The organism is Polynucleobacter sp. Tro8-14-1 (genome assembly GCF_018881655.1).
In the GTDB taxonomy this organism is placed as follows: Bacteria; Pseudomonadota; Gammaproteobacteria; order Burkholderiales; family Burkholderiaceae; genus Polynucleobacter.
This window is the reverse complement of sequence record NZ_JACVPX010000002.1, coordinates 237,341-260,731: the sequence shown is the minus strand read 5'-3', so window position 1 is coordinate 260,731 and position 23,391 is coordinate 237,341. Positions and strand designations below refer to the sequence as shown.

Below are 23,391 nucleotides of genomic sequence, written 5' to 3'. Positions count from 1 at the left end.
TTCTTTTCTAAATTCTATTTAAGAAGTCTTGATACGAAATACTTCAACGCCTACCGAGTGGCAATCTGGATAGACATCTGGCTTAGCCGTACTTACACGCGCAGCCAACACCTTTGGGTGAAGCAACATTGCCGTCACGATGTCATCGCAGAAGGTTTCCTGCAAATGAATATGCCCCTGAAAGGCCCGAGCCTTAATAGTTTCGCGCATGAAGTCGTAATCCACCACTTCATCCAACTGATCATTCGTTGGCGTATTCATATCAAGGGGAATATATAAGTCCACATTGAGGATGACGCGCTGCTCTGCTTTTTTCTCAAAGTCATGAACTCCGATGTTGATATAAATCTCATAGTCCCGGAGAAATAAACGGCGACAGTCAACAAGAGCGGGATGAGAAAGAATAGCGTGCATGTATGTTTGCTTTTTAAAAATACTTAATTAGTTTTGAACATCACATCACGTGATGATGGCAATAAATGTTGCCCGCCGTCCACATATAAGGTGGTTCCGGTGATGGCGCTAGAGTCCGCCAAAAATACGGCTGCCTTTGCAATATCTGCTGGTGTTGAGGATCTTCCCAGTGGCGTCATTTGATGTGCTTTGGAAAAACCATCCATTGTTTGATCGCCTGATGGCAAAGAGATTCCTGGTGCTAATCCGACTACACGCAGATGGGGCGCGAAATCCATTGCCAATAATTCAACAGAAGAAAGTAGCGCTGCTTTAGATAATGTGTAGGACAAATAATCTGGATTGAGATTAATCAACTTTTGATCTAACAATTGAATTACCGCTGGAATTACACCAAATGTATTTGGCTTACTTTTTTGAAACTCAAACATCTGCTGAGATAGCAAAATTGGCGCGGTTAAATTGACTTGCATATGGTCTTGCAAACTTTTTCCACTTAACGGGGTACCGGAGTTCGCGCGGTCATATTCAAAGATAGACGCGCTATTTACTAAGCAGGCCAAATTAGGGAATATCTTGCTGACAGCCAAAAAAAGATTTTTAGTGGCAGCCTCATCAGCCAAGTCCGCCTGGAAAGCTTGGGCTTTCACACCCATCATTTCGATTTCTCTGATGGTTTCTTGGGCCTCTTGCTCAGATCGCCCATAATGAACGGCAACATCCCAGCCCTGACGGGCAAACTGCAAGGCAATTTCTCGACCCAGGCGCTTGGCGGCGCCAGTCACTAAAACTGCTTTTCCTTGCTGGGATGGGGGCGTTGAACTAGGGTTCAATTAAATTCTCTTAGACTAGCGAGCTATGGATATTACCTTGACCAGCCTTGAAACGGAGCATAGTGCACTTCTAAAGGCCCAAATAGCCTCTCAAATCGCCTTACAGGGCGGCTGGCTGACATTCTCTCGCTATATGGAGATGGCTTTATATGAGCCCGGCATGGGCTATTACAGCGCTGGCGCTCACAAATTAGGTGCCGGCGGCGATTTCACTACTGCCCCTGAATTAAGCCCTCTCTTTGGCGCAGCCATTTGCTCCACTCTCCTACCGGTACTTGAGGGACTCAAGGAAAAAGGCCTTCCCACTCAAATCTTGGAGTTTGGCGCTGGGACAGGAAATCTTGCTACCTCAATACTGACCCGCCTCAATGATCTTGGCTTTCATTTGGATCGTTACGACATTATCGAAATTTCACCAGACTTAGCACAGCGCCAACAAGAAAGAATTAGAAATACTGTTGGACAACTTCATCTTAAGACCCAATGCAATTGGTTAACGGAGTTACCCGAAAATTTCAAAGGCATCATTCTGGCCAACGAAGTGATTGATGCGATTCCTTGTGATGCCATCATTTATCAAAATGGATTTTGGTATTGGTACGGTGTTGCATTTGAGAATGACAAACTGATCTGGAAAGTAGGCCCTCCAGTCGAACAACAATTACTTCCTGAAAGCCTTCTCAGCGGCAACTTCTCTGAAGGTTATGTCACCGAACTACACGCGCCAGCAAATGCATGGATGCAACAAGTTGCAAAACATTTAGATGCTGGCCTATTCCTCACGTTTGACTATGGATTTCCTGAGAGCGAGTACTATCACCCGCAAAGGCTTGAGGGCACCCTCATGGCCCATCATCGCCACCATGCAATTCAAGATCCATTTCATCTACCTGGTCTTTGCGATTTAACAACGCACGTTGAATGGTCCCAAATTGCTCGTAGCGCGTTGGCTGAAAATGTGGATGATGTATACCTTACCAACCAGGCTGCGTATCTATTAGATGCTGGCATTGGTGACATTGCTTTAGAAATTGGCGACCCAAGTGATCCAGAAACCTTCCTGCCGATCTCCAATTCTTTGCAAAAATTATTGTCTGAAGCAGAGATGGGCGAACTCTTTAAAGCTTTTGCATTTTCAAAGAAATTAGAAAGTTTGCTACCGGGATATGTACTCGAAGATCTGCCGGGCCTACGCGGCAGAAATAGGCTGTAGGCGCTCGTTTTAAGAAGCTAGAGCCATAGTAATTGCAGACAACCTGGCAGATTCAAATGCGCTGCCAATCCGCTCGCCGTTGGATCGATCTTCTGCAGCTACGCCAGCAATAATTTCGGCTGTATTGATGGCTTGAGTAGTACGCATTGCATTGATCAAAGGGGAAACAGGCATTCCCAATTTATCCGCAAGATTCAAAAGTGCTTGTGCTCGATCTGGCTTACGCCAAACATCTGCACGGTTGAACCAATTCAAAACGTCAACCGCCTGATAAGAAGCATTGGGATACTTGTTTATCAAGGCCCTAAGATCGCTGAATATTTCACTGAAATCTCGCACATCAATTGGCATGCGCACACATTCAGCCCATGAACGAATTTCATTTGCGGGCAAATTCATTAAGGCAATTGCGCAGCGCTCTTCAATACTATTTTCAGCTAAGGAAAAATACGCGATGAGCTCTTCACGAAACGACTCTTCAGACAGTTGGGTGGTCAATGAAGGTCCCAGTATCGTTCTGGCAGCACCGGCATCCAATAAAACCTGAAATAAGCGCATCGGCTTAGAAGCAACTAAGCCCCTGGCTAATTCCTGCCAAATACGCTCCGCCGATAAAGCATTTAGCTCACCTGATTGGACAATTGCCTTTAGGGCGCTGAGCGTTTCAGGAGCAACACTAAATTCAGGAAAGCGTGCAGCAAAGCGAGCAATACGCAGGAGCCGCAATGGATCTTCTGCAAATGCATCTGACACATGACGAAATACTTTGGCAGCCAAATCTTCTTGACCGTTATAAGGATCAATAATAGGGCCGAATTGCTTTCCATCAGCGCCCACTTCTTGCGCCATTGCATTGATTGTTAAATCACGACGCTCTAAGTCTTGCTCCAGAGTGACGGAAGGATCGGCATGGAAGTTAAAGCCTTTGTAGCCTTTACCAGTCTTGCGCTCAGTGCGCGCCAGTGCATATTCAGCCTGCGTCTCTGGATGCAAAAATACTGGGAAATCTTTGCCTACAGGACGAAAGCCCTTAGCAATCATCTCATCTACGCTGGAACCCACCACAACATAATCAATGTCGTGCAAAGGCAAGCCCATGAGGGTGTCCCTAATGGCTCCGCCTACTGCGTAGATTTTCATTACTGCATGCCCTCTAGGCTGCGACGACTCATTTTGAATACTTCCGGCAACGCATCAACACTATTCGCTGGCAAAGTATTGGGTACTTGCATAGATGCAATATTGTCACGAGACATCAATGTAGGACCTGGCAAGAATTCGAATGCCAATGCCTGTAGATAACCCACAAAAGCTGGCACGGGAATGATGAGGCACGAGGTTTTAGCCTTACGAGCGGCAAACTCAATAATCTCTTTCATGGTGTAAACCGTTGGGCCAACCAAGTCATAGGACTGACGAATTGTTTGAGGCATCGATAAGGATTTAACAAATGCACTTGCAACATCATCTGCGCTCACCGGCTGAAACTGCGCCTGGGAATTTGCCAAAGGCATAGCTGGAAACAACTTAGTCAACTTAGAAAACAAATTAATAAATTGATCCTGCGCCCCAAAAATGACTGAAGGCCTAAAGATAGTCCAATCTAAATTGCTGGCCTTGACTGCAGCCTCGCCATCACCTTTGCTGCGCTGGTACATCGATGGACCATGAGAGTCGGCACCCAATGCGCTCATATGTAAATAGCGCTTTAAGCCATGGAGCTGCATTGCCGTAATAATGTTTTTAGGCAGCTCCACATGCGCAGCTTTAAATACCTTTCCATAAGGCTTAGCCGGCTTATCGTGCAGTACTCCGACCAAATTGATCACGGCACCATTTTTCTTAATGCGCTCACAAAGGCTCTGCAGCTCATCAAACTCATGAACATCAGCCTCTTCGACATGTACCTTGGGCAACATGCGTAATTCACGCGCGGCACCTAAATGGCCTGTTGGAACTAATACAGAATAACCCGCTAGTTGAAGTTGCGCAGCAATCACTCGCCCCACAAATCCATTGCCACCGATTAGAAGGATGTCATATTTCATAGGAAGCTTTCTTTGCTTAGCTCGGTGCTTGATTGTTTAAGGAAGCTCAGATTGAGTAGCAGCCTTCGGTGTAATGACACCTAGGCGCTGTTTTAAAGATTGTGGCTGACCACTCATCACCGATGAATAGTAATTTGCATTAGAGAGCACATTCTTCACGTACACACGTGTCTCAGTAAACGGAATAGTTTCAGCAAAAATAGCACCCTCTGTAGGGCCAGATAATTTTTCCCGCCAAGCCTTTGAGCGCGAAGGGCCTGCGTTATAGGCTGCAGAGGCCAAAACCCAAGACCCATCTAAATCGATCAAAACCATATTTAAATAATTACTACCTAAAGTTAAATTGGTATTCATATCACTCAATTTGTCATTGGTGTAATTGGGCATCCCAATTTTCTTAGCTACGTACTTTGCAGTATTCGGCATCACCTGCATTAAGCCAGATGCACCCACAGAAGAGGCAGCATTCATAATGAAGCGTGACTCTTGACGAATTAAGCCGTAAGCCCAAGCAAGATTGAGATCTATTTGACGCGCAATTGGAGATAGCTCTTCTTTGTACGGAGTTGGGTAGCGCAAGCTAAAGTCATGCTCTTGCTTGGTACGATCGGCAGTGTTAACGACACGGTCATATAAATTGATTCGTTTTGCATATTCGGCAGCTGCTAACAACTGCTTGTCGGTCATATTGCGTAATTCCCAATTCCATTCACGATTACCTTCGAAGCGAAGATTCATGGAATACAAGCGCTCACCACGAATAAAGCCCTTGCGGCTGGCCATTGCATCTATCTCCTGCTCAGTCACTTTCGTTTTAGCAGGCGCATTATTAGATTTGCCTAATTCTTCACGCGCAAGCTGGCCGTAGAAGTTATATTGATCCGCAATTATTTCAAAACTGTCTTTGGCCTTTGCGTCCTGCCCTTCAGCTTTGAGCGCACGACCATACCAATAGGTCCATGCGGGATCTTTAGCCCGCACCGCTGGGTTCATGCCATCAATCGCATTTTTAACTAGAGCCCAATCTTTAGCGCGCAAGCCTGCGCGCACTTTCCACTCTTGTGATTCGACCGAAAGGAGTTCGTTATAGCCCAGCTCTTGCTGTAAGCGATAGGCATCATCCGCATTGGGATCTAATTTTTTGGCTAAAAATTGTCCGATCACGCCCCAAGCAACGGCTTGGTTTTCTTTGCTATAGCGTGAAGCGTTTTGAGAAAAGTCGCGATAGGCCTTTGATGGATCAGCTTTTACAGCCTTAACAATATCTGCGATCGGATCTTCACCGCCAAGGCGACGTGCCATCGTGTCATAGCCCCTCTCGCTAGCCGCACGCCCAATAGCTTTAGCCTCACTCGGGGACATGCCACCTGCGGCCACCAAAGATGGAACCAATTCTTGACATGCTTGTCCAAAATAACTTGGGTCAAGCAACACTGCTCGAGAATCAATCGCCAATTTAGTTGGGTTTTCGCCTTGTGATAATTTTGATAGCAGGGAATAGCACTTCACTTGTGTATCGTCATCCAATACAAACTTAGCGTACTCCACATCAAAGCGTGCCCAGTCCCTACGCTTACCCAAAACCAATAACCAATCATTGCGCATACGGTCAGCCAATGCTGTGCCTTGATATTGATTTAAGAACGCGACTACTTGAGCATCTGCACCATAGTCATTACGCGCGCCGCCAGCACTATCAAATAACTGTGGCTTGATACGGAAGTAGGCTACATAGTCATCAAATGGATAGTTGACTAGATTCGATGAAAGTTGCTGAGTACGAAATATATCATTCTTCTTTGCAGCTTCGCGCAAATCGACAAACATCCGATCGGTATCGGTAATTTCAGCTGGGGCAGCTTTGCTTTCATAGGACTTGGGCAGGCTTGGCTTCTTCAGCTTTTCAGCATAGGAATTGGACGCGCCTAACGCTAGGCCCAAAACCAGAATTTTGGCCCACTCAAGATATTTGCTGTTTACTGTTACAAACTTCATTCTTCCGACTCAACCCTATCTCTATTTGCAAGGCTAGAGGCCTTGCAGTAATTGATTACTATATCCTTTAATTTTCGCCTGATAATGGTTGATATGCACGGTAATTCACCAAAAACTCTTCGCCAAGATTTATTAAAACAACGCAAAGAAATTGCTGCTGGGAATGGCCATGCTTCTGTAGAAGCGGGCTTGATTGCAGGCCTCAATCATTTTTTAGCAAATGAAGGCAAATCCATTCGCTCAATCGCCCTTTATTGGCCCATTCAAGATGAAATTGATTTACGCCCCACTTTATTAAGCTGGATGAAGAATGTCCCTCAGCGTCGCTTAGCGCTGCCCTATGCACGCCCGGATAAGCATCTTGAATTCTACGAGTGGCAAGAGGGAGATGTATTAATTCCAAGCGCTCACGGCGTTCCTGAGCCCAGCCCAGAAAACACTGCCAGGCCACAACTCATTCCCGACTGCATCCTGATTCCCTGCGTAGGCTGGTCTAGCTCTATTGTGAGCGGTAAAGCACACTACTGGCGCCTAGGCTATGGTGGCGGGTATTTTGATCGAACACTAGCCCAGCTGCGAAAAGACAATCCAAACCTCATTTGCATGGGGGTTGGATTTGATTGGCAAAAATTAGATGATTCTCAATGGGCTGCTCAAACACATGACGAGCCCCTGGATATGCTGTTGACGGAGTCTGGCTTACTTATTTGATTTACTTCGTTAAATCCAAATTGTCTGCAATCGCTAAAACTGCATCAGCCTGATTTAGCGAGTAGAAATGAATTCCAGGTGCGCCAGCAGTTAACAACTGATCGCACAAGTCGGTCACCACTTCTTCACCAAATGCACGAATAGACGCGACGTCATCACCGTAGGATTGAAGGCGTAAACGAATCCAGCGTGGAATTTCTGCGCCACAGGCATCAGAGAATCGTAATAATTGGCTGCTATTGGTAATCGGCATAATGCCGGCAATAATTGGCTGTGTAACGCCTAATTCATAAGCCTCGTCTACGAAGCGGAAGTAAGCATCGCTGTTGTAAAAATACTGAGTAACCGCGGAGTTAGCGCCCGCCTTCATCTTTTGCACAAAGAAATCGATATCACTAGCAGGTGACTTCGCCTGTGGATGCGTTTCTGGATAAGCAGCTACATCAATATGAAACCAATCGCCTGTTTCTGAGCGAATAAATTCCACCAATTCATTGGCATGATGAAACTCGCCATACTGACCCATGCCAGATGGCAAGTCACCGCGCAAAGCCACAATGCGCTTCACACCTAAGGCTTGATATTGCTTGAGCATCTCGCGCACGCTTTCACGTGAGCTACCAACACAAGACAAGTGAGGAGCAACAGCCGCACCAGCAGCGTGAATGTCACTCACCACTTTTAAAGTACCGGACTGAGTAGAGCCGCCGGCGCCAAAGGTCACGGAATAAAACGCTGGCTTGAGTGTTTCACTAAAACGCTCACGCACAAGATGCAACTTAGTCTCACCTTCAGGTGTTTTTGGAGGAAAGAATTCAACGCTTAATTCCATGATTTTGGGCCTAGGTTTCTATGTGACTGGATTAATAACGGTAATGGTCAGCCTTGTATGGGCCTTCCTTCGTTACGCCAATGTAAGAAGCTTGCTGATCTGACAACACAGTTAACTCTGCATTGAGAGTCTTGAGCTGTAAGCGTGCAACCTTCTCATCCAAATGCTTAGGCAATGTGTAAACGCCGACTGGGTATTTATCTGTTCCTACTGCATTCCACAATTCGATCTGCGCAATCACTTGGTTTGCAAATGAAGAGCTCATGACATATGAAGGATGTCCTGTGCCGCAACCCAGGTTAACCAAACGACCTTTAGCCAAAATAATGATGCGCTTTTCAGGCTTGCCATTGGCAGCTGGGAAAATCACATGGTCAACTTGTGGCTTGATTTCTTCCCACTTGTATTTCTCAATACCAGCAACATCAATCTCATTATCAAAGTGGCCAATATTACAAACGATGGCTTGATTCTTCATCTTAGCCATGTGGTCATGTGTAATCACATGGTAGTTGCCTGTTGCAGAAACAAAGATGTCCGCTTTATCAGCAGCGTAATCCATCGTCACAACACGGTAGCCTTCCATTGCAGCTTGCAATGCGCAGATTGGGTCTACTTCAGTCACCCAAACCTGAGCTGATAAAGCACGCAATGCTTGAGCTGAACCCTTACCCACATCACCATAACCACAAACCACAGCGACCTTGCCAGCCACCATCACGTCAGTAGCACGCTTGATCGCATCTACCAAAGACTCACGGCAACCATAGAGGTTATCGAACTTGCTCTTAGTAACAGAGTCATTTACGTTGATTGCCGGGAATTTCAAATCGCCCTTAGCAAACATTTGATACAGGCGATGTACGCCAGTAGTCGTTTCTTCTGTAACACCCTTAACTTTTTCTAAGCGTGTTGAGTACCAAGTTGGATCTTGTGCCAATTTTTTCTTGATAGCAGCAAACAAAATAGTTTCTTCTTCGCTAGTTGGATTGTTCAAGCAAGCTTGATCTTTCTCAGCGCGCGCTCCAAGGTGCAACAACAAAGTAGCATCGCCACCATCATCCAAAATCATATTGGTGTAGCCGCCATCAGCCCACTCAAAAATGCGGTGAGTAAAGTCCCAATACTGCTCAAGGGTTTCGCCTTTAATAGCAAATACTGGCGTGCCGTTAGCAGCAATGGCTGCAGCAGCATGGTCTTGTGTAGAGAAAATATTGCAAGATGCCCATTGAACTTCAGCACCGAGTGCCTCTAGCGTCTCGATCAATACTGCAGTTTGAATGGTCATGTGCAATGAACCAGTAATGCGTGCGCCACGCAATGGCTGTTGAGCAGCAAATTCATCACGAATGGCGATTAAGCCTGGCATCTCGGTTTCAGCAATGGCGATTTCTTTGCGACCAAAGTCAGCCAAAGAGATATCAGCGATTGCGCAACGAGTTGCTACAAAGTTATTTAAATCAGAAACGGTATTCATTAATGCTCCAGCTAAATACGATCCAATGCTGGAGTAAAAACTCGCTAGCCATTGAATCATGGGTTAGCGAGCGCGGTTGCAATTAGCAAACTCCGGGGGTTACCTTAGAGCCCACTCCCTTCAAGCCTGGGGAAGTGCTGGGTCTCAGCATTCCTTGCAACGCTCCTTGAAGGTATGCCGTAATTGTAAACAATTACGGCATATTTCGCCTCAATACACCTACAAACTGCGTATTTCCTACTTACAGACCTGCTGCCGCACGTAATGCAGCCGCTTTATCTGTTTGCTCCCAAGTAAATTCTGGCTCTTCACGACCAAAGTGGCCATAAGCAGCAGTCTTTTTATAAATTGGGCGCAAGAGGTTAAGCATCTTCACGATACCTTTTGGACGCAAGTCAAAGTGCTCAGAAACCAATTGAGCAATCTTCTCATCCGAAATCTTGCCAGTACCAAAAGTGCTCACCATGACTGAGGTTGGTTTAGCAACACCAATCGCATAGGAGATCTGAATCAAGCACTTGCTTGCCAAACCAGCAGCAACTACGTTCTTCGCAACATAACGTCCAGCGTATGCAGCAGAACGGTCAACCTTAGATGGATCTTTACCAGAGAAAGCGCCGCCGCCGTGAGGAGCTGCACCACCGTAGGTGTCCACAATAATTTTGCGACCAGTTAAACCACAATCGCCCTGTGGGCCGCCGATAACAAAACGTCCAGTTGGGTTTACCAAGAAATTAATAGCGCCTTTGATCAAATGCTTAGGCAATACTGGTTTGATGATTTCTTCAATGACTGCTTCACGTAATTTTTCGAGAGAAATTTCTTCATCGTGTTGGGTTGATAAAACAACTGTATCGATTGAGTCAGGCTTGCCATCTACATAACGTAATGTCACTTGTGACTTCGCATCTGGGCGCAACCAGTTCAAACGGCCATCGCGACGCAATTGAGACTGACGCTCTACCAAGCGATGTGACAAATGAATTGGTAATGGCATGAGCTCAGATGTTTCATCACAAGCATAGCCAAACATCAAGCCTTGGTCGCCAGCACCTTGATCCAAGCCGTCATCATGGGCTTTATCAACACCTTGAGCGATATCTGGACTTTGCTTATCGTACGCAACCAATACTGCGCAACCTTTGTAGTCAATACCGTAGGCAGTATTGTCGTAACCAATTTCACGCAAGGTATTGCGCGCCACTTGGATGTAGTCAACGTTGGCGTTTGTAGTGATTTCACCAGCCAAAACGACTAAACCGGTGTTACACAAAGTTTCTGCTGCAACACGTGCAGTAGGATCTTGAGCCAAGATGGCATCAAGAATCGAATCAGAGATTTGGTCTGCTACTTTATCGGGGTGACCTTCAGAAACGGATTCTGAGGTAAAGAAGTAATCATTTGCCATTGCATATTCCTTTAATAATTAACACGATCATTGGGACAACTCGACGTGCCAGGAACTACAACGGCGACGCTTTAGCAGAATTTATGAATCGCCCTGCAAGTTGCCTTAACTCAGCGATGGATGGATTCTATCCGAAAAATGCCTAATTCAGCAAGGCATGCTGAAATCCACACACTGAGAGCGGCATTGAATATCATTAGGGGGTGCGAACACTCCTTCTCAAGCTCTGCCTTAATGCGATTGCCGTGCTTCCTCTTGCGCTAGTGCAAGTGATTGGGGCCTTTTTAGGCATGCTGGCTTACCTTGGCTCCAAGCAATATCGCTCACTCTTTAAACCCCAATACGAAGCAGTAGTTGACGCACGGGGCCTGCCATTCAAGCTTTGGGATGCAGTAAGGGCCTCTGGAATGCTGTTTTCAGATAGCTTGTGGATTTGGCGCAACCCTGCAAAAGCACTGAAATTAGTGGAAGTGCAAAACTGGGATGTGGTTGAGGCGGCGATCGGCGAAGGGCACGGCTTAGTGATGCTGACTCCTCACCTTGGTGGCTTTGAGATCATTCCACGTGTTCTCGCACAGCATTTCCCAGCAACGATTCTCTATCGACCTTCACGCCAAGAATGGCTCAATGAAGTAGTAGAAGAAGGTCGCGCCTATCCGAATATGCATTTCGTGCCGACCAACCTCAATGGCGTGCGCCAAATGACTAGAGCGCTCACCCGAGGCGAAGCGATTGGCATTCTTCCAGATCAAGTGCCTAGTGGTGGCGAAGGTGTTTGGGTCCCATTCTTTGGGCGTCCTGCATACACAACGCCATTACCGGCGCGCCTAGCCAATAGGAATAACACGCCAGTAGTCATGTTTACCGCTAAGCGCAAAGGTATTGGCCAAGGATGGCTCATGCAGGCTACTCGTCTTGCGCCTTTATCTGAAGATGCCAATTTTGCCGCCGCAGAACTCAACGTTGCAATTGAAAATGCAGTTCTGGTTGCGCCAGAACAATTTATTTGGTCATACAACCGCTATAAGCATCCCGCCGGTGCAGAATTGCCTCCAAGAAATTAAATAAATTCGTTATCATTTTTGAAATGACCTGGTTACAAAACCTCTTCAATTTCTTGGCGCTCAGTCTTTTGCGTCTCTTTGCCTTTCTGCCTTATACGATCACCATCCATGTGGGCTACGGCATGGGCTGGCTTGCCGCCCATATTCCAAACAGCCGCACCCACGTAGTCAAGACTAATTTACGTTTGTGCTTTCCCACTCTCAGTGAAAAAGAACTTGATGATCTGGCGATTGAGCATTGGAAATTATTTGGCCGCAGCGTATTAGAGAGAAGTCGTATCTGGCTGGGTAGTGGCAAACAAATTACCGATATCGTCACCATTGAATCAGCGATTACTTTGGGAGATCGCAAGCCACGCCTACTGATTAATCCACACTTTGTTGGGCTTGAAGGCGGCTTTATGGCGCTTTCAGTATTGGCCAATCAACACGACTGGCCCTGTGGTGCAGGCCTTTATCAAAACATGAAGAATCCTTTCTTCAATCAAAAAATGATTGAGTGGAGAAATCGCTTTGGTGGGAAGTCCATTGAGCGACAGAGCCGCTTACGTGACCTGATTCGTGAAATTCAAACGGGTAACTTTATTTTCATTGCCCCTGATATTGACTTGGGTCCACGTGACTCTGTCTTTGTCCCTTTCTTTGGCATACAGACCAACACCATTACCTCAGTCTCGCGCCTGGCAAGACTCAGTGGCGCTGAGGTATGTTTGATGACAACTACCTTAAACAAAGACCGTAAAGGCTATACCTGCCATATTAGTGAGCCATTGCCAAACTTCCCTAGCGATGATGTTGAAAAAGATACTGCTCGCCTAAATCAATATATCGAGGAACTTGTTCAAGAAAGACCAGCAGAGTACTATTGGGTTCATAAGCGTTTTAAACACAGGCCCGAAGGCGAACCGAGTCTTTACGATTAAACGGAATTATTTTGAGCACCAATACCAACAATCCAGTACGCAAGCTTCGCTTCACCAAAATGCATGGTGCCGGCAATGATTTCATTGTGCTCAATGGTATCGACCAAGACTTAAGCGGTATCTCCAAGGAGCAATGGCAAGCCTTAGCCCATCGTCAATTTGGCATTGGCGCCGATCAAATTCTCCTAGTTGAAAAAGCCACGCGCCCTGATGCTGATTTTCGGTACCGCATTTTTAATTCGGATGGCGGTGAAGTTGAACAATGCGGTAATGGCTCGCGCTGCTTTGTACGATTTGTGCAAGACCAGGGCCTATCTAACAAGAATCCTTTGCGCGTCGAAGTGGCACACACCGTTCTGACTCTCAAGTCCCATCCGGATGGCCAGGTGGAGGTGGATATGGGTGCGCCAATTTTTGAACACAGCCATATTCCATTTAATGCGACTGGTTTGGCAAGCGTTCAAGAATTTCAAGAAACCCTCTATGCACTCCCTTTGAATTACCCAGCTACTCACGATAGTTTGGTGGGCGTCCTCTCAATGGGGAATCCACATGCCGTCCAAGTAGTTGGTGATGTCGATAGCGCACCCGTTTTAGAAGAGGGTCCTGAAATTGAAAAGTTTGCTGCGTTTCCTAAAAAAGTAAATGTGGGTTACCTGCAGGCGCTTAATCGCAATGAAATCAAACTTCGCGTCTTTGAACGGGGCGCTGGAGAAACCTTGGCCTGCGGTACCGGCGCTTGTGCAGCCGTGGTTTCAGGGATTCGCAGAGGCTTGCTAGACTCGCCAGTAAAAGTACATACCCGCGGTGGAGATTTGCAGATTGCTTGGGGCGGGGTAATTGATGGTGTTGCTCAGCCCGTCATCATGACCGGGCCTGCCGTTACTGTCTTTGAAGGTGAAACAACAATCTAAAAGTAGCTGCTTTTAGATTCCATATAGATCGCGATAGGCTTTTACTGCAGGCAAGTAATGAGTAAGCTGAGCATCACTAGAAGAGGTTAGGAAAGACATTAAGCCGGCTAAGTTAGCAATCGCGACAACTGGCAAACCAAACTCTTGTTCTACGGCCTGCACTGCAGACTTGTCTCCAATTTCAACAGCATTACCTGAGCGCTCCATCCGATCCAAAGCGATCAATACCGCCGCAGGCTCTCCTCCCGCTTTGCGAATAAGATCTACGGATTCCCTAACTGAAGTGCCAGCAGAAATCACATCATCAATGATGACAACCCTGCCCTTTACTGGCGCACCAACCACCATGCCACCTTCACCATGGTCTTTAGCTTCTTTGCGGTTGTAAGCGTATGGAACGTTAATGCCGTCATCCGCCAGCGCAATGGCTGTTGCCGCTGCAAGTGTGATTCCCTTATATGCCGGCCCATAAAGCATATCGAACTGAATATCCGATTCTTGCAAAGCTTTGGCGTAATAACGACCCAATGCGCTTAGACGAGCTCCATCATTAAATTCACCCGCATTAAAGAAATAAGGTGAGAGTCTTCCCGCTTTGGTTTTAAACTCCCCGAAGGACAAAACCTTTGCCTCTAAGGCAAAACGAATAAAGTTATCTTGATTTGAATTATTTGAGCTCATAGGCCTACATGTTACGCATCATTTCCGCGAACCTCAACGGTATCCGTTCCGCAGTCAAAAAAGGCTTTCTGCCATGGGCTGTGAAGCAAAAGGCTGATTTCATTTGTATGCAGGAGCTTAAGGCTCAGCGCGATGATCTAGAGGACGCCATTCTGAATCCCGACGGCATGCATGGCTTCTTCCATCATGCGGAGAAAAAGGGCTACAGCGGTTGCGGTATTTATACGCCCCATAAGCCAGATGAGGTCTTGTACGGCTATGGCAATGAAGAGTTTGATGCTGAAGGGCGCTATGTTGAAGCCCGTTTTAAAGGTTTATCAGTGATCTCTGTTTATATGCCCTCAGGCTCAAGCTCTGAGGAGCGTCAAGAAGCTAAATATCGCTACCTCGACAGCTTTCTGCCACATCTCGTTTCCCTAAAAAAATCTGGTCGCGAAATCGTCCTATGCGGCGATGTCAATATTGCCCATCAAGAAATTGACCTGAAGAACTGGAAAGGGAATCTCAAAAATTCTGGCTTCTTACCTGAGGAGCGCGCGTGGCTTACCAATCTCTTTAGCAAAGTAGGTTACGTAGACGTCTATCGACATCTTGAACCAGAGGCAACAGAAACTTGCTACACCTGGTGGAGTAATCGAGGCCAAGCCTATGCTAAGAATGTTGGCTGGCGAATTGACTATCACATCACCACCCCTGGTATTGCTGCTACAGCCAAGAAAACTGCGGTGTACAAGGACGAGAAATTCTCAGACCATGCACCACTTACCGTGGATTACGACTGGAAGATTTAACAAGTAACGGGGAGAATTTACTTTCCCCATTACTCCGCTTTTACTCCCCCTCTTTTTTGGTCTGCACGATCTTGAAATGAATCGTTGCCCAAATAAGAAGTAGGACTGGGGCGCCAATAATGGCAGTGCCGTAGAAGAATGCTTGGTACCCAAAGTTATCAACAAACACTCCGGAGAAGCCCGCCAACCATTTGGGCAAGAGCAGCATCATCGAACTAAACAGGGCGTACTGGGTAGCTGAGTAACGGATATTAGTAAGTGATGACAAGAAAGCTATAAAGGCTGCACTAGCGATACCAGAACTTAAATTATCTGCAGAGATGACCCAAATCAAACCATGTAAATCATGTCCTTGAGTGGCCAGCCAAGCAAACAATACATTGCTGACCGCCGAGAGAACTGCACCCACAAATAGAATTCGCAGCACGCCAAAACGCAATGTGAGCACACCGCCTACAAAAGCGCCGACCAAGGTCATCACCACACCAAATACTTTACTGACGGCTGCAACTTCATCTTTGGTGTAACCCATATCAACATAAAACGGATTGGCCATGATGCCCATCACGACATCACTAATACGGTAGATGGCAATTAAAGACAAAATCAAAATGGCATGCCAGCGATAGCGCGTAATAAATTCTGCAAATGGCTCAACCAAGGTTTGATAAAGCCAGGCCTTAGCAGTGCGTACTTTGGCTAATTCGTATCTTGCTGGCTCTTTACTCAAGAGCGTTGTAATCACTCCCACCCCGATAGAAGCTGCCATACAAAGATAAGCAAACTGCCATGCGCTGGCGTCGTAGCCGCTGCCTGTTTCAGCCCGAGCAGCAAGCCAAAGCACGCCGGCGCCAGCCCAAATTAGGGCAAGACGATATCCAGTTTGATAAGTAGCAGCAAGGGCTGCTTGATGGTCACTATTAGCTGACTCGATACGAAAAGCATCTAATGCGATATCTTGAGTGGCAGATCCAAAAGCCACCAAGAGCGCACACCAAACAATGGAATTGAGTGCCAGCTTGGGATCTAAAGTCGACATACCGACTAGGCCCAAAATAATGAGTGCTTGCGCAAAGAGTAACCAGCTGCGACGGCGACCAAACAATTGAGTTAAGAGTGGGATTTGTAGGCGATCCACAAGCGGAGCCCAAACCCACTTAAAAGCATAGATCAAACCAACCCAAGTTAAGTAACCAATGGTGCTGCGATCAATGCCGGCTTCACGCAGCCAAAAGCTCAGTGTTCCTAGAATAAGTAATAGAGGAAGTCCTGCGGAGAAGCCCAAGAACAACATGCGCAAACAAGGCCATTCGAGATAAACCCGAAAGTCTTGAAGCCAGGACTTCACTACATGGAGTTGCTTGTTAGGCACGACGAATGCGGAATAAAGCGAGGCTACCAAATAAATTTGGCATCAAAGTCACCTGGCGACCCTCATGCAAGATGCATTGATCGATTACCTTCAGGCCAAGGCTTGAGGCTAACTTCTCAAAGTCAGCAACCGTGAGTACGCGTACGTTAGGCGTGTTGTACCACTGGTAAGGCAAGCTCTTAGAAACTGGCATGCGGCCAAGACCAACAGCCAATCGATGAGACCAATGTCCGAAGTTTGGGAAGGAGATCACCGACTCCTTCCCTACCCGCACTACCTCACGCAAAATCTTTTCAGTTTGATGAATAGTTTGCAGAGTTTGTGACAGCACAACTGTGTCAAAACTACCATCTTCAAAGAGCGCTAAGCCGCCCTCTAAATCCTGCTGAATGACATTCAAACCCTTTTGCACGCAAGAGAGTACGCGTGAATCATCAATCTCAACGCCATAAGCGTGAACCGGTTTTTGTTTCTGTAAAAACTCCAAGAAACTACCATCGCCACAACCGAGATCCAAGACTTGAGTATTGGGTGCAATCCAATTAGCTATGGCAGCAAAGTCGGCACGCTTATTAAAATTGCTCATGCTTGAACCTCACGCATTTGCTTAAAGTAAGCGCGGACCAGGTTGTGATAACGCTCGTCATCCAACAGGAAAGCATCATGCCCATGTGGCGCATCGATCTCAGCATAGGTCACTTCACTCTTATTGCTCAGCAAAGATTGCACAATCTCGCGACTACGATCCGGTGGGAAGCGCCAGTCGGTTGAAAAGCTGACAACCAAAAACTTGGCTTGTACTTCCGCTAGGGCGCGATTCAGACTGCCATCGTAACGACGTGCAGGATCAAAATAATCTAGTGCGCGTGTAATCAATAAATAAGTATTGGCGTCAAAGTAGGTTGAAAACTTATCACCTTGATGGCGTAAGTAACTTTCAACCTCAAACTCAACATCAAAGCTGAAGCGATAGTCATTTGACTCGCCATTAGGGCGCTGCAATTCTCGTCCAAATTTTTCTGCCATGTCATCATCAGACAAATAGGTGATGTGACCAACCATGCGCGCCAAACGTAAACCGCGTTTTGGTACAACGCCATGCTCGTAATAGTTACCACCATGAAAATCAGGGTCAGACAGAATGGCATTACGCGCCACTTCATTGAAAGCAATGTTTTGTGCGCTCAGCCTTGGGGTAGATGCCACCACCACGCAGTGATCTATGCGCTTAGGAAACTGAATGGCCCAAGCCATAGCCTGCATGCCGCCCAAGCTTCCGCCCATCACTGCAGCAAACTTACGAATGCCCAATTTATCAGCCAGGCGGGCCTGAGTATTCACCCAATCCTCAACCGTGACCACCGGAAAATCTGCGCCATATGGCTTGCCGGTAGCAGGATTGATGCTCATTGGCCCAGTAGAACCAAAACAAGAACCTAAATTATTAACGCCTATGACAAAAAAATGATTGGTATCCACTGGCTTGCCCGGGCCAATCATGTTGTCCCACCAACCAATATCTTCTGGATTATCTGGACTTGGTCCCGCTACGTGGTGAGATGCATTGAGCGCATGACAAACGAGAACGGCATTACTTTTATCGGCGTTGAGCTTGCCATAAGTTTCAATTACCAAATCATAGCCAGACAAGATGGCGCCACTCTGCAAAGGCAGGGGCTCGGCAAAATGAATAGTATTTCTAGAGAGGTGTAGCTCGCTCATTCTGACAGGAGAAGGCGCAGACTAACATCGGAGGCTTCAGTTGGCAGCTTCTTAAATCCGCTACGGGCAAAGCGATGCCAACGACCCAAAACAAAACTCATCAACATTGCAGCACGGATGCTGACCTCTTCCTGACCCAACTGCGCCCAATTGCCACCTTGGGTTTGGGCGATACGTAGAGCTTGCTTAAGAGATGCCTCGACACGATCGAGCACTTGAGTAATGCGCTCTTGAAGACGATCATCTTCTTGCAATAAAGCATCGCCCAATAAAACACGAGTCATGCCAGGATTCTTTTCAGCAAAGAATAAAAGCATTTGCAAGATACCGCGCGCCTGAGCAAGGCCGGATTCTTCTTTTTGATTAATTTGATTAATCAATCCAAAAACAGTTTGCTCAATAAAAGAAATTAGGCCCTCGAACATTTGCGCCTTGCTGGCGAAGTGACGATATAGAGCCGCTTCTGATACTTCAATCTTGGCTGCTAAAGCCGCCGTAGTGACACGCTCACCCTTCGGGTTTTGTAACATCTCAGCAAGCACTTGCAGAATCTGTAAGCGGCGTTCGCCTGGGCGAGGGCGCTTACGAGCTACACCAGCGTCAGCGTTTCTGTCGTTGATGTTTGCTGGCTCTAAGGACTCGCGCATGTTTATCTACTTATCTAGAGCGGATCATCGTACCAAACGCTTGCTCGGTCAGAATTTCTAACAATAAAGAATGCTCAATGCGGCCATCAATGATGTGCACTGAATTCACGCCGCTCTTAGCCGCATCTAATGCAGAAGAAATCTTCGGCAACATGCCACCAGAAATAGTGCCATCAGCAAAGAGTGCATCAATTTCTCGCGCAGTTAAATCTGTCAGTAACTTACCGTCTTTATCCATCACGCCCGGAATGTTAGTCATCATGACCAACTTCTCTGCGTGAAGAATTTCAGCCATCTTGCCAGCCACCAAGTCAGCGTTAATGTTGTAAGCCTGGCCTTCTGCACTAAAGCCAATAGGAGAAATCACCGGAATAAACGCGTCATCTTGCAGAGCCTTAACAACAGCAGGATTAATTGCTTCAATTTCACCAACAAAACCGATATCTATTTTTTTGCCTGGCTCCGTGTCACTCGGAATCATCATTTTTTTAGCATGAATCAAGCCGCCGTCTTTACCTGTCAATCCAACAGCCTGGCCACCAAAGTGGTTGATCAACATCACAATATCCTGCTGCACCTCGCCACCTAGAACCCACTCCACTACTTCCATGGTTTCTTCATCGGTTACGCGCATACCTTGAATAAAAGTGCCGGTCTTACCAATCTTCTTTAAGGCCTCATCAATTTGTGGGCCTCCGCCATGAACCACTACTGGGTTCATGCCGACCAGTTTTAACAAGATAACGTCGCGCGCAAAACTTTCTTTGAGGCGCTCTTCCACCATCGCGTTTCCGCCGTACTTAATCACAATAGTCTTGCCGTGATACGCGCGGATATAAGGCAAAGCCTCAGCAAGAATCTCCGCCTTTAATAAAGGAGAGATATCACTAATAGTTGGTAAATGCTTAGTCATCGCTACTTAAAATTTATTCGCCAAATAATTTTTGACGGAGTTCACGACGCTCTTGAGCCTCAAGAGATAAATTGGCTGTAGGCCTTGCAATTAAACGGTTCAAGCCGATTGGCTCACCAGTTTCTTCGCACCATCCATAGTCGCCAGATTCAATGCGCGCCAATGCTTGTTCTACTTTTTTGAGCAGCTTGCGCTCACGGTCACGCGTGCGCAATTCCAATGCATGCTCCTCTTCAATCGTTGCACGATCGGCAGGATCAGGAACCAAAATATTTTCACGCAGATGCTCTGTTGTCTCAGAGGCATTCTTTAAAATGTCGTTTTTAAGAGTGAGCAGTTTTTGACGGAAAAAATCTAACTGCGCAGCACTCATGTAGTCCTTGTCGGACATCTTGAGCAACTCTGCCTCAGTTAATGGAGCACCTTTTGCAACCTTAGCGCTCGCAGCCTTGCTACTAGCTTTTGCAGCGGTTGCTGGTTTTGTTGCTGTTTTTACCGTCATCTCATTCTTTCCTGGTTTGAAGCATTATTGCCTCATTCTGCCAAACTTTTACGGCCCTTTTATTAATATTCATCAATATGGGCCGTGGCGGCGGATTGTACCCGAATCTTGCTAGGCCAAACAGCCCTCAAGCCCTGCCAATAGGGTGTCCTTGGGCAAATCGATGCCTATGAAGACCATACGGGTTTGCTTGGGTTCTGTGCCCCATGGGCCAGCTAAATCACTGCCCATCATCTGGTGAACGCCCTGGAACACTACTTTTCGGCTGCTTCCCTTCACGTAGAGCACGCCTTTATAGCGCAACATCTTCTCTCCAAAGACCTCCAAAATGCCCCCCAGGAAGTCTTCCAACTTTTTGTGATTAAAGGGTTTATCACTACGAAAAACAAAGGATTGGATACGATCAGTATGGCCAGCATGGCCATGGTGTTGGTGCTGGTGGTCGTGACTATGATCATGGCCACAGGTACTATGATCATGATCGTGACTATGGTCGTGACCACAATCCGCATGGTCATGGTCGTCCTGCTCCAAGAAATGAGGGTCAATATCCAGCTTGGCATTGAGATTGAAGCCCTTGAGGTCTAAGACAGCATTCAAGGGCACCACACCCTTAGAAATGCCTGTAATAGGCGCCCTTGGATTCATATGCATTAAGCGATTACGTAAGGCATCTACATCAGCAGGCGTCACTAAATCGGTCTTAGTAATAAAGATTTGGTCGGCAAAGCCAACTTGGCGCTGAGCCTCTTCGTGCTCATTGAGTTGTTGCTGACCGTGCTTGGCATCCACCAGAGTCACTACAGCATCTAAAACATAATGATCTGCTACATCATCATCCATAAAGAATGTCTGAGCGACGGGGCCAGGATTAGCAACACCTGTAGTTTCAATGACAACGCGATCAAAGCTAATCTTCTTATCTTTACGCTGCTCCCAAAGCTCATTTAAAGCATCCACGAGATCGCCACGAATGGTGCAGCAAATGCAGCCATTGCTCATTTGCACAATGTTCTCTTGGTTATCTTGCACCAAGATGTCGTTATCAATATTCTCTTCACCGAACTCATTCTCAATGACGGCAATTTTTTTGCCATGCTCTTCAGTCAGGATGTGTTTAAGCAAAGTAGTTTTGCCGCTTCCCAAGAAGCCCGTCAAAATCGTTACTGGAATTAATGCCATGGATGATCCAATCAAAATCTAAAAGCCAACAATTCCCAAAGCGGGAAACCTTCTATCTTACCGAGTTCCTCAGCCTTTGCCAGCCTTTGCGCGGGGATGCGCTTTATCGTATGCCTGAGCTAGGTGCTGAAAATCTAAAGACGTATAAATCTGGGTACTAGCAATGCTGGCGTGCCCCAGCATCTCCTGCACCGCTCTTAAATCTTGTGAGGATTGCAGCACGTGGCTGGCAAAGCTATGGCGCATCATATGAGGGTGCACATGAGTGGGCAAACCAGCACGCATGGCTAAAGTACGCAATCTCGCTTGCACCGTACGCGGCGATAAGCGCTTACCTGTTGCCGACAAAAACAAGGCGATGGATTCTTCTGGATAAGTTCCAGCATCGCGCAGCTCTCGCCATGTAGCAAGTGATTTCATGGCAGGGGCTCCAACTGGAACAGAGCGTCGTTTGCCGCCCTTACCTAAAACCGTTACTTCAGCAGCATCCCAATCGAACCAGCCAGCAGATTCCTGTTGGCGATCTTTGCTTTGCATGACATCAATCCCCAAGAGCTCTGAAAGGCGCAAGCCAGAGGAATATAGCAAATCAATAATGGCAGCATCGCGGATGGATTCCAAATCCTTTTTTTCTTCGGCCTCTTTGACTGCTTGGTTTACCAAGGAAAGCGCCTGCTCGACGGATAATGCCTTGGGTAAAGACTTCAGACGCTTGGGCGCCTTGACGTCGTCAACCGGATTGGCAATTAAATTGCTGGTTACCTTGCCGGCACGGGCATCGCGCCTGGCATCTTTTTCAGTAAGCCAGTCATACCATCCTCGCCATGCTGAAAGGGCTCTCGCAATACTTCTTGAAGATTTACCTTTGGAATGTAAGCGGCCGGCCCAACGACGTACATGGCCGTTACTCACTCTTAACAACTCAATACTGTCTTCAAGAGCAAAGTTTTGCAGGTCACTCAGGTCCATGCCGTACGCTTTAAGCGTATGCGGCGAAAGTTGACGCAACACATGTAACTCATACAAATACTCTTGCATGAGAGGATGTAGTTCAGTCGACTTTAATTTCATAAGCCTGGATGCGATCCAAAGCTGCAGCAGTTAATTCGGCAATTTGACGCAAATAGAAAGCGCCCATATCCGCCGTAAAGCGGGATTCATCCTTACTGGCTAACAGCAACACCGCGGGCGATTGAGTGGCACCAATACTTTTGCCTAATGGCAACCCAATGGCCACCATGCTTTGCCATTCAGGATTAATGCTTGTCTGGCTTGCTAACAAATCTACGCTAGCTGCTGCCAACTCCTTAGCAGAGCCGCATAACGGGGTATCTATCCAAGGGCTAAAAGCAGAGTTAGGCGACAGTAATTGTGCAGACTCCACTTCGAATACTTCGGCTAGACCTAAGGTAATTGCAGACTCCACATCAGATTTATTGTTGGCCTTCATCAAACGCAATAACCAAGCAACCAAACTTTGTTGGGTTTTGTCATTACGACTTCCAAAGTGCAACATCTCACTTAAGCGACGATTGAGCTCTTGATTTTGTGTACGCAATACCGTCATCTGACGCTCTTGCAAAGAGATCGCACGATCCTCATGTGGATGCTTAATCCGAATCTCATTAAAGAGATCAGCGTAACGCTCAAAGAAGCCTGGGGTTACACGTAACCACTCTGCAACCAATTCTTCTTGTTCGGCTTGCTTTGGATCGATTGCGCTCATGTATTTCTTTCTAAATATGTTCT

Annotated in this window: 24 protein-coding genes and 1 riboswitch; of the genes, 6 read left to right on the top strand and 18 right to left on the bottom strand. The window is 46.8% G+C overall.

Annotation, left to right across the window (positions count from 1 at the left end):
• Nucleotides 1-18: 18 nt before the first annotated feature.
• Nucleotides 19-414, bottom strand: a complete 396-nt coding sequence (locus ICN34_RS03780; protein ID WP_072582625.1) for a dihydroneopterin aldolase — start codon at nucleotides 412-414, stop codon at nucleotides 19-21.
• 23 nt (nucleotides 415-437) lie between these two features.
• Nucleotides 438-1,247, bottom strand: a complete 810-nt coding sequence (locus ICN34_RS03775) for an SDR family oxidoreductase (protein ID WP_072582624.1) — start codon at nucleotides 1,245-1,247, stop codon at nucleotides 438-440.
• A 25-nt stretch (nucleotides 1,248-1,272) separates the two neighbouring features.
• Here ICN34_RS03775 and ICN34_RS03770 point away from each other — a divergent pair, with 25 nt between their 5' ends.
• Nucleotides 1,273-2,460, top strand: a complete 1,188-nt coding sequence (locus tag ICN34_RS03770) for a class I SAM-dependent methyltransferase (RefSeq protein ID WP_072582623.1) — start codon at nucleotides 1,273-1,275, stop codon at nucleotides 2,458-2,460.
• 9 nt (nucleotides 2,461-2,469) lie between these two features.
• Here ICN34_RS03770 and ICN34_RS03765 read toward each other — a convergent pair whose 3' ends face one another.
• Genes ICN34_RS03765 through ICN34_RS03755 form a run of 3 tightly spaced genes read right to left on the bottom strand, consistent with a single transcriptional unit; the run spans nucleotide 2,470 to nucleotide 6,503 of the window.
• Nucleotides 2,470-3,600 (bottom strand): polynucleotide adenylyltransferase, encoded by a 1,131-nt coding sequence (locus ICN34_RS03765; protein ID WP_216120845.1) that lies wholly within the window; start codon nucleotides 3,598-3,600, stop codon nucleotides 2,470-2,472.
• Nucleotides 3,600-4,508, bottom strand: a complete 909-nt coding sequence (locus tag ICN34_RS03760; RefSeq protein ID WP_216120843.1) for a complex I NDUFA9 subunit family protein — start codon at nucleotides 4,506-4,508, stop codon at nucleotides 3,600-3,602. Before ICN34_RS03760 ends, ICN34_RS03765 begins: the two co-directional genes overlap by 1 nt.
• 36 nt (nucleotides 4,509-4,544) lie before the next feature.
• The gene (locus ICN34_RS03755) at nucleotides 4,545-6,503 is read right to left on the bottom strand and encodes a lytic transglycosylase domain-containing protein (protein ID WP_255538563.1); all 1,959 of its coding nucleotides are present in this window, start codon (nucleotides 6,501-6,503) and stop codon (nucleotides 4,545-4,547) included.
• An 84-nt stretch (nucleotides 6,504-6,587) separates the two neighbouring features.
• On the opposite strand from ICN34_RS03755, the gene ICN34_RS03750 reads away from it, so the two are divergent.
• Nucleotides 6,588-7,214, top strand: a complete 627-nt coding sequence (locus ICN34_RS03750) for a 5-formyltetrahydrofolate cyclo-ligase (RefSeq protein WP_216120841.1) — start codon at nucleotides 6,588-6,590, stop codon at nucleotides 7,212-7,214.
• A 1-nt stretch (nucleotide 7,215) separates the two neighbouring features.
• Here the strand turns inward: ICN34_RS03750 and metF are convergent, their stop codons facing one another.
• The 3 genes from metF to metK form a co-directional block, all read right to left on the bottom strand.
• On the bottom strand, nucleotides 7,216-8,046 hold the full coding sequence (gene metF, locus ICN34_RS03745) for a methylenetetrahydrofolate reductase [NAD(P)H] (protein ID WP_072582618.1): 831 nt from the start codon (nucleotides 8,044-8,046) through the stop codon (nucleotides 7,216-7,218).
• Between the two features lie 31 nt (nucleotides 8,047-8,077).
• Nucleotides 8,078-9,523, bottom strand: a complete 1,446-nt coding sequence (ahcY, locus tag ICN34_RS03740) for an adenosylhomocysteinase (RefSeq protein WP_072582617.1) — start codon at nucleotides 9,521-9,523, stop codon at nucleotides 8,078-8,080.
• A gap of 61 nt (nucleotides 9,524-9,584) precedes the next feature.
• Nucleotides 9,585-9,697, bottom strand: a riboswitch (S-adenosyl-L-homocysteine riboswitch).
• Nucleotides 9,698-9,764: 67 nt separating this feature from the next.
• Complete coding sequence (gene metK / locus ICN34_RS03735) at nucleotides 9,765-10,931, bottom strand: methionine adenosyltransferase (protein ID WP_216120839.1); 1,167 nt, start codon at nucleotides 10,929-10,931, stop codon at nucleotides 9,765-9,767.
• 203 nt (nucleotides 10,932-11,134) lie between these two features.
• Between metK and ICN34_RS03730 the strand changes: the two genes are divergently transcribed.
• Genes ICN34_RS03730 through dapF form a run of 3 tightly spaced genes read left to right on the top strand, consistent with a single transcriptional unit; the run spans nucleotide 11,135 to nucleotide 13,832 of the window.
• Nucleotides 11,135-11,995 (top strand): lysophospholipid acyltransferase family protein, encoded by an 861-nt coding sequence (locus tag ICN34_RS03730; RefSeq protein ID WP_216120837.1) that lies wholly within the window; start codon nucleotides 11,135-11,137, stop codon nucleotides 11,993-11,995.
• A 23-nt stretch (nucleotides 11,996-12,018) separates the two neighbouring features.
• The gene (locus ICN34_RS03725; RefSeq protein WP_216120835.1) at nucleotides 12,019-12,918 is read left to right on the top strand and encodes a lipid A biosynthesis acyltransferase; all 900 of its coding nucleotides are present in this window, start codon (nucleotides 12,019-12,021) and stop codon (nucleotides 12,916-12,918) included.
• Between the two features lie 59 nt (nucleotides 12,919-12,977).
• Nucleotides 12,978-13,832 carry a diaminopimelate epimerase gene (dapF, locus tag ICN34_RS03720; protein WP_202816823.1) on the top strand — a complete coding sequence of 285 codons (855 nt, stop codon included), beginning with the start codon at nucleotides 12,978-12,980 and terminating at the stop codon, nucleotides 13,830-13,832.
• A 12-nt stretch (nucleotides 13,833-13,844) separates the two neighbouring features.
• On the opposite strand, the gene pyrE is transcribed toward dapF, so the two are convergent.
• Nucleotides 13,845-14,513: an orotate phosphoribosyltransferase gene (gene pyrE, locus ICN34_RS03715; RefSeq protein WP_216120834.1), complete on the bottom strand. Its 669-nt coding sequence runs from the start codon at nucleotides 14,511-14,513 to the stop codon at nucleotides 13,845-13,847.
• An 8-nt stretch (nucleotides 14,514-14,521) separates the two neighbouring features.
• On the opposite strand from pyrE, the gene ICN34_RS03710 reads away from it, so the two are divergent.
• On the top strand, nucleotides 14,522-15,304 hold the full coding sequence (locus ICN34_RS03710; protein ID WP_216120832.1) for an exodeoxyribonuclease III: 783 nt from the start codon (nucleotides 14,522-14,524) through the stop codon (nucleotides 15,302-15,304).
• A gap of 40 nt (nucleotides 15,305-15,344) precedes the next feature.
• Here ICN34_RS03710 and ICN34_RS03705 read toward each other — a convergent pair whose 3' ends face one another.
• The 9 genes from ICN34_RS03705 to ICN34_RS03665 form a co-directional block, all read right to left on the bottom strand.
• On the bottom strand, nucleotides 15,345-16,676 hold the full coding sequence (locus tag ICN34_RS03705; RefSeq protein ID WP_216120830.1) for an MFS transporter: 1,332 nt from the start codon (nucleotides 16,674-16,676) through the stop codon (nucleotides 15,345-15,347).
• A complete protein-coding gene (metW, locus tag ICN34_RS03700) occupies nucleotides 16,669-17,262 on the bottom strand; it encodes a methionine biosynthesis protein MetW (RefSeq protein ID WP_072582609.1) in 594 nt (197 codons plus the stop codon). Before metW ends, ICN34_RS03705 begins: the two co-directional genes overlap by 8 nt.
• Nucleotides 17,259-18,398: a homoserine O-acetyltransferase gene (locus tag ICN34_RS03695; RefSeq protein ID WP_072582608.1), complete on the bottom strand. Its 1,140-nt coding sequence runs from the start codon at nucleotides 18,396-18,398 to the stop codon at nucleotides 17,259-17,261. Before ICN34_RS03695 ends, metW begins: the two co-directional genes overlap by 4 nt.
• Nucleotides 18,395-19,045, bottom strand: a complete 651-nt coding sequence (gene slmA / locus ICN34_RS03690; protein ID WP_072582607.1) for a nucleoid occlusion factor SlmA — start codon at nucleotides 19,043-19,045, stop codon at nucleotides 18,395-18,397. Before slmA ends, ICN34_RS03695 begins: the two co-directional genes overlap by 4 nt.
• A gap of 10 nt (nucleotides 19,046-19,055) precedes the next feature.
• Nucleotides 19,056-19,958: an acetylglutamate kinase gene (gene argB / locus ICN34_RS03685; RefSeq protein WP_072582606.1), complete on the bottom strand. Its 903-nt coding sequence runs from the start codon at nucleotides 19,956-19,958 to the stop codon at nucleotides 19,056-19,058.
• Between the two features lie 13 nt (nucleotides 19,959-19,971).
• Nucleotides 19,972-20,349, bottom strand: coding sequence for an RNA polymerase-binding protein DksA (gene dksA / locus ICN34_RS03680; RefSeq protein WP_072582887.1), 378 nt, complete (start codon nucleotides 20,347-20,349; stop codon nucleotides 19,972-19,974).
• 222 nt (nucleotides 20,350-20,571) lie between these two features.
• Nucleotides 20,572-21,642 carry a GTP-binding protein gene (locus ICN34_RS03675; protein ID WP_216120828.1) on the bottom strand — a complete coding sequence of 357 codons (1,071 nt, stop codon included), beginning with the start codon at nucleotides 21,640-21,642 and terminating at the stop codon, nucleotides 20,572-20,574.
• Between the two features lie 69 nt (nucleotides 21,643-21,711).
• On the bottom strand, nucleotides 21,712-22,713 hold the full coding sequence (locus ICN34_RS03670; RefSeq protein ID WP_216120826.1) for a tyrosine recombinase XerC: 1,002 nt from the start codon (nucleotides 22,711-22,713) through the stop codon (nucleotides 21,712-21,714).
• On the bottom strand, nucleotides 22,694-23,368 hold the full coding sequence (locus ICN34_RS03665) for a DUF484 family protein (protein WP_216120824.1): 675 nt from the start codon (nucleotides 23,366-23,368) through the stop codon (nucleotides 22,694-22,696). The genes ICN34_RS03670 and ICN34_RS03665 overlap by 20 nt, the downstream gene beginning before the upstream one ends.
• Nucleotides 23,369-23,391: the final 23 nt, after the last annotated feature.